The 12,331-nt window shown below is 36.8% G+C and carries 12 protein-coding genes; all 12 read right to left on the bottom strand.

The genetic code is table 11. The annotated features are described in order from the left end of the window. Position 1 precedes the first annotated feature (1 nt). The 12 genes from BLR88_RS05285 to BLR88_RS05230 all read right to left on the bottom strand — a co-directional run bounded on the left by BLR88_RS05285 (position 2) and on the right by BLR88_RS05230 (position 12,265). Complete coding sequence (locus BLR88_RS05285; RefSeq protein ID WP_091260119.1) at positions 2-1,357, bottom strand: class I adenylate-forming enzyme family protein; 1,356 nt, start codon at positions 1,355-1,357, stop codon at positions 2-4. A 25-nt stretch (positions 1,358-1,382) separates the two neighbouring features. Continuing rightward, positions 1,383-2,531: a cysteine peptidase family C39 domain-containing protein gene (locus tag BLR88_RS05280; protein ID WP_057897982.1), complete on the bottom strand. Its 1,149-nt coding sequence runs from the start codon at positions 2,529-2,531 to the stop codon at positions 1,383-1,385. 74 nt (positions 2,532-2,605) lie between these two features. After that, positions 2,606-3,175 carry a hypothetical protein gene (locus BLR88_RS05275; protein ID WP_057897981.1) on the bottom strand — a complete coding sequence of 190 codons (570 nt, stop codon included), beginning with the start codon at positions 3,173-3,175 and terminating at the stop codon, positions 2,606-2,608. A gap of 32 nt (positions 3,176-3,207) precedes the next feature. Continuing rightward, positions 3,208-4,170, bottom strand: coding sequence for a hypothetical protein (locus BLR88_RS05270; protein WP_057897980.1), 963 nt, complete (start codon positions 4,168-4,170; stop codon positions 3,208-3,210). Positions 4,171-4,242: 72 nt separating this feature from the next. Continuing rightward, the gene (locus BLR88_RS05265; RefSeq protein ID WP_091260117.1) at positions 4,243-5,955 is read right to left on the bottom strand and encodes a thiamine pyrophosphate-binding protein; all 1,713 of its coding nucleotides are present in this window, start codon (positions 5,953-5,955) and stop codon (positions 4,243-4,245) included. A gap of 34 nt (positions 5,956-5,989) precedes the next feature. Beyond that, complete coding sequence (locus BLR88_RS05260) at positions 5,990-7,180, bottom strand: aldehyde dehydrogenase family protein (RefSeq protein ID WP_057897978.1); 1,191 nt, start codon at positions 7,178-7,180, stop codon at positions 5,990-5,992. Between the two features lie 39 nt (positions 7,181-7,219). Further along, entirely contained in the window at positions 7,220-8,335 is a 1,116-nt protein-coding gene (locus BLR88_RS05255) for an aminoacyl--tRNA ligase-related protein (RefSeq protein WP_057897977.1), read from the bottom strand. Beyond that, positions 8,335-8,607, bottom strand: a complete 273-nt coding sequence (locus tag BLR88_RS05250) for an acyl carrier protein (protein ID WP_254778227.1) — start codon at positions 8,605-8,607, stop codon at positions 8,335-8,337. The genes BLR88_RS05255 and BLR88_RS05250 overlap by 1 nt, the downstream gene beginning before the upstream one ends. A gap of 9 nt (positions 8,608-8,616) precedes the next feature. After that, positions 8,617-9,663, bottom strand: coding sequence for a MupA/Atu3671 family FMN-dependent luciferase-like monooxygenase (locus tag BLR88_RS05245; protein WP_254778225.1), 1,047 nt, complete (start codon positions 9,661-9,663; stop codon positions 8,617-8,619). Continuing rightward, positions 9,650-10,462, bottom strand: a complete 813-nt coding sequence (locus BLR88_RS05240) for an ABC transporter permease (protein ID WP_057897974.1) — start codon at positions 10,460-10,462, stop codon at positions 9,650-9,652. Before BLR88_RS05240 ends, BLR88_RS05245 begins: the two co-directional genes overlap by 14 nt. 2 nt (positions 10,463-10,464) lie before the next feature. Then, on the bottom strand, positions 10,465-11,286 hold the full coding sequence (locus BLR88_RS05235) for an ABC transporter permease (protein ID WP_091260115.1): 822 nt from the start codon (positions 11,284-11,286) through the stop codon (positions 10,465-10,467). Next, the gene (locus BLR88_RS05230) at positions 11,264-12,265 is read right to left on the bottom strand and encodes an ABC transporter ATP-binding protein (RefSeq protein WP_057897972.1); all 1,002 of its coding nucleotides are present in this window, start codon (positions 12,263-12,265) and stop codon (positions 11,264-11,266) included. Before BLR88_RS05230 ends, BLR88_RS05235 begins: the two co-directional genes overlap by 23 nt. Positions 12,266-12,331: the final 66 nt, after the last annotated feature.

The raw sequence follows: 12,331 nt of genomic DNA, 5'->3' as shown, positions 1-12,331 counted from the left end.
TCTACACGAAACTTCCTTGACCAAATCGTACTTCTGCTATCGCTTGTAGTTGTTTTCGATCTGTCTTTCCATTAGCTAGAACCGGTAAATCAGGAAGCATTTCATAAAAACTCGGTCGGGAAGGCTCTTCTATTCTATCTTTTATAAATAGGTCAATGTCTCTTTTCGTAATAGACTTATCCCCTACCACAAAAGCACACAATCGATTTCCGCGTGTTGGATGAGGAATCCCCACAACAGCTACGTCTCTTATTCCATCATATTCTCTTATGGTTCTTTCTACATATTCTGGGCTGACATTATATCCATTGACAATAATAATATTCTTTTTTCTTCCCAAAATCGTCACATACCCCTGCTCATCCCTCATTGCCATATCACCAGTAAGCAGCCATCCATCCTTAAGCATTGAGGCATCTACTTGTCCATCGGCATAATACCCTAACATTATAGAAGGACTTCGTACCCATAACTCTCTATCCTCGGAAAAGCAAATTTCTGTTCCAACAAGTGGTTTGCCAACCGTTCCGTAACGATAATCGTAAGGACTATTCAGTAATACATTAGGCCCCGCCTCAGTTAACCCGTAACCATCCAATATAGGAACACCCGTCATTTTCACCCACTGTTGAACAAAAGCATAGGGAAGTAAATCACCTCCACATCCCCATCCCTTTACTCCAATATCTACAATCCCTCTACGTTCTTTTAATAGATAAGGAAGCATAGATTGATAAAAAAAAGGAGCACTTTCTACCCATCTAACTCCCTGCTTCTGTAGTACAGTAAGTATAGATCGGGGACGTAAATTAGCAGGAATGACCAAATCCATACCATTTTGCTCCAAGATACCCACAATACTCAATCCATATGCACCCCAAAGCGGTAATGTGAAAAGAAGTCGCTCCCCCTCCTTATACTCGAATACTCGTGTTGTCTCACGTTTCTGATATTCAATTCCCTCTTTACTCCATACTACATATTTAGGTATTCCTACAGTAGAGCCTGAGGTTCTACAAATGAGGGCGGTATTACTAGGTATATTCTTTTCCCCTACCAAGGACAGTCTCTCAATCTGTATCCTGTAATGATCGCTCATATAGCACACATAGTCAGCTCGAACTATCTCTAACTGTTTGTCTAATTCAGCCACCTTTCCGAGCATGATAGGAACCGCTTCTAGTTCCTTGCATGCATAATAGGCAATTAACCAAGAGATAGGCTCATGAATAGCGATTGCAACCAAATGACCCTCAGAAACCCCTAAACGATTCATACTAAACATGAGTTGTTGTATTTCTTGTTTAATAAAATCTGTATAAGATGTACTACCAACAAAAACTTCATAATTAATCAAACCGCTTCTTTCCTTCCTTGAAAGATCATATTTGGATTGCTTTTATGGGTTTTACTAAAGAAATTTGAGAATGTCTTTGGAGGAACTCAATAAAAAATTGATTTTCTTGCATCTTTGTTTGCTCTACTGACTCAATTGTTGCTTCTAAAAACTTTTTAAGTGGTGACTGTCGCATAATATTCTTCATCAGACCAATACTTATAGCTTCCCATTGTTTTACAATCCTATTAAACCAGGCCAAATCCTCCTCATAAGCAGAACCGTATAGCATTACCAAATCTTTAAGCAAATCTAGGTAGTAGTAGCGCATTAATTTTATTTCCAGAACAGCTTGACCATAATCAGAAAGATGACCTCCATTCAGGTGATCATCATATTTATAGGAGATCAAATCCTCTACTAGCTGATTAATCGCACTTCTTCCAAAGTAATGCGTGTCATTACCTTCTCGGATTATGAGCCCCCGATTATATTCAAAAGCAACTGTAACAGCTACACTCTCCATCAATTTCATTACGTCACTCTTACCTATTTTGCAAATTTCATATAGCTGTAGCATTTCAAATTCTTTTTTACCCTGTACTTTCGTATTTTTTTCTAATTGCTTAATAGCCCGATCTCCACGCCAGCATGCTTCAAAGTCTCGAATTTTTATGCTCCCAACATAATCTGCTGGAACACCATCATAAATTAATGCCTTCTGCTCATCTATCCCATATACAGATATCCAATGCTTAATAATTCCAGGGTGAAGACTATTGTACTCAATCAGATACTTATCACTATGATAATATTCACTGTAAGGTAAGTGGAAATACGTAGCACCAATCAATGAGAGATGTTTATTTTTAATATTATGAATAATCGCTGCTTTACCTTCCTCATAGGTTTTAAACGATATGTTCTCTACTTTATAGCCCATATGCTCCGGGCTGACTCCATAGCCCAGCTTACTTAAACGGAAAGAATCTATATATTCGTCCCATAAGCCATACTCCATGTTGATTACATCTTTTTTCTTAGAATAAACCGTTACGCTATACATCTCTAAATTGGGATGTAAACTAAGGAAACTAGTCATTCCCTCATGCCTTAGTCGTTCATGCAAAATAACGTGAAGACAAATGGAATAATACGGAGCTTTCCTTTCTGGTGCGAATGGTTGTATTTCCATTACTGTACGCTCCCTTTCTTATGCAAATGATCGTATTTTCATTATTGTACGCTTCCCTTTTGAACGTATTGGCTCTATACGTTACACAGGGTAAGAGCAATTATAATCAGATATGGATTCCTTGGCAGTATGATTTGTTTAATACGCTCTGGATACTGAAGAGATACTTTCTGCAACCAAATGGTTCTTGGGAGTTCAGTAAGAATCATGTTCTCTACATAATAGGGGAGAGACATTGCTATCTGCTCTCCAAACAATGGTGTCCCAGTTTTATACTGTTTCCAGTTAGTCAAACCAAATCGTGCTTCTTTTTCCATCCCATCCACATATCGAATTATAAATTTATCCTGATAATCACCAAACAGCGAAAAGCCTAGGAAAGCTAAGGTTTGAAAGGAACTTTGAGCGTTTACTTCAATAATTTGACCATCACAACTTATAACATCATTATCAACCGTTTCAGTTAATGGAAAGAAAAAAGGAATTCCCCCATATGAAATTATTTCATCACTTGGAAATATCTCCCCAGGAATACTGCTGTGTACATGATCTAATTGAGCAACATACGTTGGGTCTTGAGTTGATACTCCCTTTGTATTAAAAACGGATGCCAAACTAATTATATGTGCATCTGTCATACTCATTGTTCAAGCACCTCAATTACTTTTCTAACAATCTAGAAATAGCTGATTAACTTTTCATAGACCTCTTTTTCTTTTTCAATAATTTTATCAACCCAATCAATCTGTTTTTGGAAATTAACACTACCTGTAATCTTTGCTTTAATCAAATAATTTCGAAACACAGCCCACATATTTACCGTCTCTTCTACTAAAATAATAAGTGCTGGATCTATCTCACCGCGAACCGGACTTGTTTGATCCTGATTTACATATAAAACAAACTCTAAAAAACCATCCCGATAATTTATTACTCGTTTTAACATATCAAACATTTTATTTAGATGAATTCCCAAATCTCTTCCATACGATATCATATCTTGCTTACATGTAAGCAATGCTTTTTGTCCGCTAAGATAGCCCTCATATCCGGGATCAGTACCAATAATTTTGTCGCAAACAGACCTAAATTGCTGTAGAAGCAATTCCTCGTTGATTTGTAAGGATGGTTCGGTCAATACAAAGCTGTATCTACCTTCTACTTCATAGGCTTGCTTAGTAGGTTCAATCGGGAACCAGCCAGAAAATTCATATGGCCACAAATCTGTTATATAAAAAACCTTGGATGCAGGGTCATAGTCCTGAATTAAAACAAAATGTGAGAAGATTTCCATATCGGTATACCATGGAAGGAATCTACCATCCACAACAGTAAAAAGTTGTCGATTTTGATTGATGGTTTCTTTTACTACATCCAATAGCTCACGTTTTTCGTAATGAATAAAATTTGCCTTGTAAATTTTTTGTAATGTACTTGGAAAAGGTATTAACACCTCTTCTTTTGCTGCTGTAAAATCATCAATGCTTCGATAATAAAATCCCCATCTGTCGGAAAGAAGCCAGTGATACGGTACTCCAAATCCTTGAATATAAGAACAAATAAGATACTCTAAACAATCTAAAAATTCTTTTCGTTTGTTATACATGACAGGATGGTATGTCGGAATAGTCAGATTCATTGGACTCCCCCTAACTTATTTAGACATCTACATATATTGCTTTGAATCAAATACTCCTATGAGACACACTTATTATCCTTTGTTCCCATATTGCATCATTACTGTGATTGGTAAATCTTGATCCCAATTGACTACTAATTCTAGCAAGGCAATCTTATTTTGTTTTGTGTACAACCTTGCTTCTTTTAATGCTACTTGGTATTCATTTAGAGTAGTTAATTTTGCATAATAACCACCAACAGATCGGGCTAAAGCTGCATAGTCTAGCTGTATTTGAAAGCAACACCCTATTTCCATTCCGCTCATGCTTTGTTGAAATCTTGGCCAAGAAAATCCACCATTATTTATTACTATAAAAGTGATACCTAATTGATGCTCAGCGGCACTACCTACAGCAGAGTATCCCATTTCAAACGAACCGTCTCCGAGTAAAGCGATAACATTCGCTTTTCTATCAGCAATCTTCGCTCCTAAGGATATACCCATAGGTAAACCCAAGGCTGTCTGTTCACCTGGAACAACTGTACGACCAGGCGGAGCAACCGTATAAACAGGATACGAATATCCCCACATATCATGTAAGCCATTATCTTGAACCAAAATGACATATTCTCCAAACTCACGTTCGATTCCCTTCAGAATACTTCTTACAGGTGCCTTTACGTCTTCTATTTCTGACCAGACTGACAAAACTTCTTGTTTTACTTCCTTCATTCTTTTTATCCACTCGTTTTTGTTATTGATACCGCAATTCATATCCTCGCATGAGATTCGCCATAAATTTTGCAGAAAAAGTTGGGCATCCCCAAGTAGCCTGTGATTGGCATGAACAGAGCGTTCTAGCGACTCATAATGGCAATCAATATGCACAAAGAATGTATTTGAGAAAGCTTCCTTCCAACCCATCAAAGCAGTTTCCTCTAATTGAGTTCCAATCGCCATAATCAAATCTGCTTCGAAAAGAAGTTTCTTGATTTGTGGTAACGTATACAATCCTACACTTCCAAAAGCATAGGGATGTCTCTCATCTATGATTCCTCTTCCAGATGCTGTAGTAAAGATGGCTAATCCATGTGCCTCTGCTAAGGAAATTGTTAGTTCAGACACAAATGGACGATGTTGACACCCTCCTCCTAACAGGATGATGGGGCGTTTTGCTTCCGTTAGCTGCTTGAATACTTTATATATACTTTGTTCCTCTGGCTGAGAAAAAATAGGGCCTTGTTCATGAAGGCTCTTTTTATCAGCATCCCATAACAATTCACTACTTAGCTCCTGATATGTGAGATCATCTGGAATTTCAAGATAGACAGGACCGGGCTTTCCATTAATAGCCATAAAAACAGCTCGTCGCAGGGCCCAAAGGGCTTTCTCTGAATGCTCAACACGATAGCACCATTTAGTCATAGACTGCATCATAGCAATAGAGTTGGTTTCTTGAAAGGCTCCTTCACCACGTATGTTCCGTGCTGTGGCATTTGAGATAATTATTAAAGGTACAGCAGCAGAGTATGCCTCTAAAACACCCATCATGCAGTTTGCAATTCCAGGTCCCGGACTGGTAACAAGCACAGCTGGATCTCCTGACACCTGAGCATATCCCATTGCCATTCCAACCGCTATTCGCTGATCACGTGCCGTGAAAATATTTAGCCCCTCTTTTTTGTGTGCAGCTTCAATTAATCCCGCACCATCTCCTACCATACCGAAAAGTTTTGTTATCCCTTGCTCTATAAGTACATTCACATAAGCATCCCAGATCGTTAGACCTTTTATTCCCTCCATTATTTCACATCCTTCTATATGTTAATGTAGCGATTTATTTGCTACCAAATGCAATTGATACTTCTTTGGAGATTAAAAGAGGACGACTAATAAAACTTCCTTGATAGCACACATAATTCGCTTGTAAGCCATAACCACCGAATGGATGATTTCCGTTCTCAATATCATACAGACTCAAATCCTCTGAAACGATATGGGTAGAACGTAATTTTTCTACTAGTTCTGGTACTCCAAAAACAGATGCACCGAGAGTACTCTCTACACGTTCAGGCGCATGCAACCAATCTACTACCTCTTGTTCATCTCGGTAGGTTACAACATGAAAGATAGGGCAGAAAAACTCAATAACGTTACCAATTTTTTCGAGTGGGGATACAACAACAGTCGGCTCTACAAAATTAATGGACAAATCCACTTTTCCACCATAAACAATACGATCCTTCATTTGTATAAGATAATCCTGTGCCTGCTTTGACAATCCATCGTAAAATAACGGAGTAATTACATTTCCTGGTATGTTTCGCTCGCCAATCTGCAATTTTTCAATATCCTGAATCAATGTATTTAGAAAACGATCTTTAATATTCTCATGGACAAAATACACATTGGGGCACATACAATCTTGTCCCGAATTATAAACACGAGCAGCTACGGCTCGTTTGGAAGCATCCTCTATATTTGCTTTTTGTCCAATGATAAATGGGTTGATTCCAGCTCCGAAATACAAGAACAAAGACTGCGGATATGTTTTCTGTACATTCAAACTATTTTTGTAATTACCGGTAAAGACAACTACATCTGGTTGCCCTACCTGTGCCCTAAATTCCCGTTGGGAGATAGGGAGCAGCCGGGACGGTATATCTACCTGCCTCATCAAGAAATCATGAAGTTTTACCATTGTAGATAAAGATTTTGTAGAGGGTCTAATCAAGATTTCCTTGCAAAATAAACTTGGTACTGCGGCATATAACACGTAGGAGTACAGCAAAACATTTGATGAATGATAAACAGCAATTCGATTAATAGTAGGGGGATTGTAAAGATTCACTTCCTCTTCAGCTCCAAGCAAAGTCGAGATGGAAGATTCTATCTCAGCCTCAGCACTATCATAAGTAGCAATCTCCGTCAAAATATCTAGCAGTTCTACTTTGTTGGTTCGAATTCCTGAAACAAGCCTTTCCAATCGTTTTAATTGCACATCTCTTTCTTTTGTGGAAAAAACCATAAATAGTAACCCTCCTTCTATTTACAAACAGAAAAAAATTTATATATCCAAAATTTCCTTTATGTAAGTAGGCCATTCTTGAAGTTGAGTACCATACACAGCTAGCAAAGCATATACCCATCGGTCAATCCCAAAAGCTACACATCCTGAATGTAATATCGAACCATTTGATCCAGTAATGCTAAACTCTTTACATAGTGTATCTTTTACATTATTAAAGGAAGCAATCGAAAAATTACCTATATCCGTTGAAATAATCAGCTCATATTTCATGTGAGCCATCAACTGATACTGGCTTTTTCCAGCATGATGAGGAAAATAAAACGGATCATGTGCCGTCTCTATATAACCTCTAAATCCCAAATTAACAAATAAAATCCATATTAGATCTAAAAAAAAGGACCTTGTTTCCTCTACAAATGATTCATCTCCCATAAAAACAAACTCTCTCATTCTAAAATTATGCAGTCGGTGTTTTCCCAGACGCCATGGGGCTTCATGACGGAAGCAAACACCTTCTGTACTAAGTAGTAATGGTTCATGCAATGTTTGATTGGAATACTCCTCATAGCAATGAAAACATAGGGCTGGCGAAAGAAGATACTCACTACAACGAATATATTCTTCATAATTATCTGTTTGACTAACATTATTAAGCACTTCATACTCATGAGGAAATTCGGCAACTACATATAAGTTTTGAGGGAAGTTTTTCACATACTGACATTTTTCCAATGTCTGTCTTAGAATTAAAGAAGAATAGATTCTCGCCCTCGCCTGTTTAGAAATTGCATATTTGGTAAAAAGGCGCTGTAATGCATCATATAAAATAACTGCAGACTCTTTTCGAATCAGCTCTGAAAACTCCGCTACTATTTTTTCCTCATCAGCCTGTACTTTTGTGATGTCACCATCGGTCTTTCGAATAATTCGCTTAGGAAAAGGTCGGATACTCTTTTGTTCCTCTATCATAGTTTGAATAACCTGGTCAATATGTTTTTCTTTACTTTTGTCCACAATGTCAATTTCAATTTGCTTTGTTTCAGGATAAAAGCAGCAATGAGAAATCCCCTCAAGACTATATATCAATCTCGAAGTAATCGCTTCTACTTGCGATTGAGAAAGTTCTTCAACTACTTGATACTGTTTCTTCATTAATATTCACTCTCTTCTGTATAGACTACTTGCTCTAATTGTCGTTCATTAATTAGAGTTCCTATTTTCTCTAGAGTTCGGAAGTTTTCAAGTAAGAGGTCTTCGTCTCTAAACTCCAGATCAAATTCTTGCTCTAGTGCAACGATTAAGTTAATCGCAACCATGGAATCTAAACCTATATTTGTTAAGTCTTCGCATTCAGCAATAGGCTCTTCGATCTTAAGCAGGTCTTGTAATATTTTACATATCTTATCCTGAATCATTCCTATCATTCCCTTTCATTAGATAGTTTGAACATTCGCCCCTTTTACAAGCAAATGCAAACGTTCCAAACTCTCCATAATTTTCTGTTTTTCTAATCCAAAGTCAATCAGCGCAGCAACCTGTGTAACACCTATCTCCTCTAGCTTTTTCAATACGGTTTTACACGTCTCTGGAGTACCCAGCAAGGAATAATGAGGAGAATACTTTCTAAGCATCAAGGTTTTCGCAATCTCTTCTTCGCGCTTACTTACATAATGGGGAGTAGCCTCTGCCAATGACAGGAAAGCATACTGGTACTCGTAAAAGGCATTTTTTACGACCTGTTCTACCGTTTTAAGGTCATAATCCAGATAGGTATGAAGCAAAATGGTTACATCTTTATCTTTTATACTATGTCCTCCATCTCGTAATCCCGCATAATACAACTCAATCTTCTGCTTTACATCATTCATATCATTAAAAATAAAATGAGTTAACAAATGGTATCCACGTTTCCCCGCTTCATAACAAGTCTTTTTTGAAGAGGCTACTGTTACGTAAATCGGGATTCGTTTCTGGTAGGTTTTAGGAAATATTGTTATATCTTTTTCTCGGTCATTCCAAAGGTTTTCAATCCTTTTCATCCCCTCCCACATTAGTTCTTTTCTATTATCGAAATTCTCTGGATTTTCTATAAAATCGTTAGGGTTCCAACCAGAAGCAAAGGAAACACTTACTCGCCCTTTTGACAATTGATCCACCATCGCCCATTCTTCTGCAATTCGAATAGGCGAATGGAGAGGCAATATGACACTCCCAACCTGAATACGCAGTTTTTTTGTTTCTCTTGCTACAGCCGCAGCAAAAACGGATGGACTAGGAAATAAGCCACCAAAAGTATGATAATGTCTTTCAGGAAACCAGACACCATACCAGTCGTGCTCCTCCGCAAACTGAATTACTTTGAATAAAAATTCATAGTGATTCTGCATATTTTGCGCTACAGAATCATTTATGTTTGAAAAAAAACTAACTGAGAATTTCATTACTCTTTCACCTCTCTGTGAAAACTCAACTGCTTGCACTGGAATAATTCCGAACAGCTGCCTTCCATAATAACCGAGTCAAAAACAATAATGCTAGTGGAGCAAAGATACCCCACATTATATTCGCTGTGCTTAATTGATTTAAGAGATACAATGGTCCGAAGTTACTTGCTAAAAACAACGGAATAATATAAATACCAATAGTCTGGATTATCTTACCATAAATTCTCGCTGGCATATGACCAAATTCCCAAATGTCATTGCTTAAGTCGTTCACAGATGATGTATTAATAAACCAAAATGAAAAGAGGTGCGGAATCAACATAATCGTATAACTAATTACAATTCCTCCGATTAAAAATAGCGCATAGCCTACGATATTAGCAAAACTAACCTCAATTCCCAATCGAACCCATCCCATCACTAATAGCACACTTCCAACTATTAAGTTTGGAATCGCCAAGCCGAAGTCTATATATCTCATTGTAGTAAGGAATTGTAGGGATATCGGTTTTGTAATATACAAATCTAATTTCCCTTCTTGTATATATTCCTCTGAAATTTTGAAAAAGTTAACGACAAAAAGGCTTACATATGCCCCTGTCACCAACATAAATGTGCCTGAGAACAATAGAATAGAATCTCTGCTTAATCCTTCGATAATCAAACCCGACTGGTATATTACGAAAATATAAATCAACTTCGATAATACAAAACCACTCTCCACAATGACTCCAACAAAGAAATTAAAACGATATTCCATCTGCGCCATCATACAATTTTTACCGAATAGATAATAAATCTTTAGTAATTTTTTTACTTCTCTAACCCATGCCACGTTTATCCACCTATAGCAATATATTTTTTAATACCAATACCCCATAAAAGTTTGGAGATAAGAGCAAAAGCCACAATCCAGAATACCTGTATACCCACTCCTCTCACTAGCTCCATACCTTGGTACTTCCCAATAAGCACATCTACTGGATAATTTACCGTATATTTAAAGGGTAAGTAGTTCAGAAAGGAGAGAATTGTATCACTAAAGACATCTAGTGGAAAAATCCCTCCACTTAAAATCACCAGTAAAATCTTCGGAGCTTCAAATATATAAGAGACATTCTCAAGCCAAAAGGCTATGGTAGTAATACAAAAGAAGATAAAGAAGTTTAATACGAGAGCAAGCAAAAGTGTAATAAGAAAATAACCGATATTAACAGGTCTAATCTCTACTTGAATCAGCCTATTTAACATGAACAAAATAATAAAGATTAAAATAAAACTGACAACAATATAAATTAGCTTAGAACCAAGAAAAGAATAGATTTTATAAGGAAGATAGCCAATCGGTCTAATTATAAATTTGTTAAGTCCACCCTCCTTTATATCTTCCGCTACATCATACTCAAAACCAGCTTGAATGATCCTGGCTGTCACTGCCGCAATCAGTGTATAAGTAATCATCTCCCGATATGTGTACCCAAAAACGGTAGAGCCAGGACTTTGACTATTAAAAATAGCTGTCCATAAGTAAGTCAATATGGTGATGGAGAATACACTTCCTACAATCCCCAAAACAAAATTAGCTCGATATTCAACTGCTGATTGTATACCTAATTGAAAAGTATGAATGTACTTCCTATAACTGCGCAACCTTCTCATTTTTCTCATCCTTCTTATACAAAATCGTAATGCTATCTTCGATGGGGATATCCTCTACATTAATGTCACTTACAGGCAAATGTTCTAATATCAATTTAGAATTTTGTTTTAATTGCTCGCGATCCAGCTCAATCAAACTTTCAAATTCATTGTGTTCTTTTACAATCCCATAAGCTTCTACAGCTGTTTGTGGAACAGGAGAGGAAAATTGAATTTTAACAAGCTTCTTCTGATTCAGTAATTCATTTACTTTGTTTAAGTTGCCATCATAAGCAATCTTTCCTTGATTGATAATAATAACTCTTTTACAAAGGTCTTCTACATCTTTCATATAATGCGTTGTTAGAATAATCGTAGCTTTCGTCTCTTCATTGTAATACTTCAAAAATTTACGAATACTTTTCTGGGAAATAAGATCTAATCCAATTGTAGGCTCATCCAAGAAAATAACCTTAGGTCGATGAATTAATGCAGCCACCAATTCTAGCTTCATTCTTTCTCCCAAAGAAAGTCTTCTCACCTGTACATCCAAAACATCCTTAACATCAAGTAACTCTGTTAGTTCATCCAATGTTTTTTGATACTCACGATCTTCAACTTCATAAATAAATTTATTTAAATATAGGGATTCATTAGCAGGTAAATCCCACCATAACTGACTTTTTTGTCCCATAACGATAGAAAAGTTCATTTTAAATTCCTTTTTACGCTCCCATGGAACATAACCCATCACAGTTGCTTCTCCACTTGTTGGATGCAAGATGCCCGATAAAATTTTCAAGGTTGTTGTTTTTCCAGCACCATTCGGTCCAAGAAAAGCTATCATCTCTCCTTCATCAATATCAAATGAAATCTTCTGTACCGCTTCCTTAACCAGCTTTTCCCGATGAAACAGGTTTTTAATAGAATTGAGTAATCCAACTTCTTTTCTGTAATAAGCATATTCTTTCCGTAGATTAGAAACGTGTATAAAACTCATACTTCCTCCTATTTTCTGACACTATCGCACAATTTTTCTACAAAAATACACTTTTAATACTCATTG

The sequence above is a fragment of the Aneurinibacillus thermoaerophilus genome (assembly GCF_900099925.1).
Taxonomy (GTDB): domain Bacteria; phylum Bacillota; class Bacilli; order Aneurinibacillales; family Aneurinibacillaceae; genus Aneurinibacillus; species Aneurinibacillus thermoaerophilus.
This window is presented reverse-complemented; position numbering and strand designations above follow the sequence as displayed.

Bases quoted from the DNA above. Each gene is read 5' to 3' on its own strand.
- BLR88_RS05265 (WP_091260117.1), bottom strand. From the start codon at position 5,955: ATGGAGGGAATAAAAGGTCTAACGATCTGGGATGCTTATGTGAATGTA.
- BLR88_RS05250 (WP_254778227.1), bottom strand. From the start codon at position 8,607: ATGATAGGAATGATTCAGGATAAGATATGTAAAATATTACAAGACCTG.
- BLR88_RS05270 (WP_057897980.1), bottom strand. From the start codon at position 4,170: ATGAATCTGACTATTCCGACATACCATCCTGTCATGTATAACAAACGA.
- BLR88_RS05275 (WP_057897981.1), bottom strand. From the start codon at position 3,175: ATGAGTATGACAGATGCACATATAATTAGTTTGGCATCCGTTTTTAAT.
- BLR88_RS05235 (WP_091260115.1), bottom strand. From the start codon at position 11,286: ATGAGAAGGTTGCGCAGTTATAGGAAGTACATTCATACTTTTCAATTA.
- BLR88_RS05230 (WP_057897972.1), bottom strand. From the start codon at position 12,265: ATGAGTTTTATACACGTTTCTAATCTACGGAAAGAATATGCTTATTAC.
- BLR88_RS05280 (WP_057897982.1), bottom strand. From the start codon at position 2,531: ATGGAAATACAACCATTCGCACCAGAAAGGAAAGCTCCGTATTATTCC.
- BLR88_RS05255 (WP_057897977.1), bottom strand. From the start codon at position 8,335: ATGAAGAAACAGTATCAAGTAGTTGAAGAACTTTCTCAATCGCAAGTA.
- BLR88_RS05260 (WP_057897978.1), bottom strand. From the start codon at position 7,180: ATGGTTTTTTCCACAAAAGAAAGAGATGTGCAATTAAAACGATTGGAA.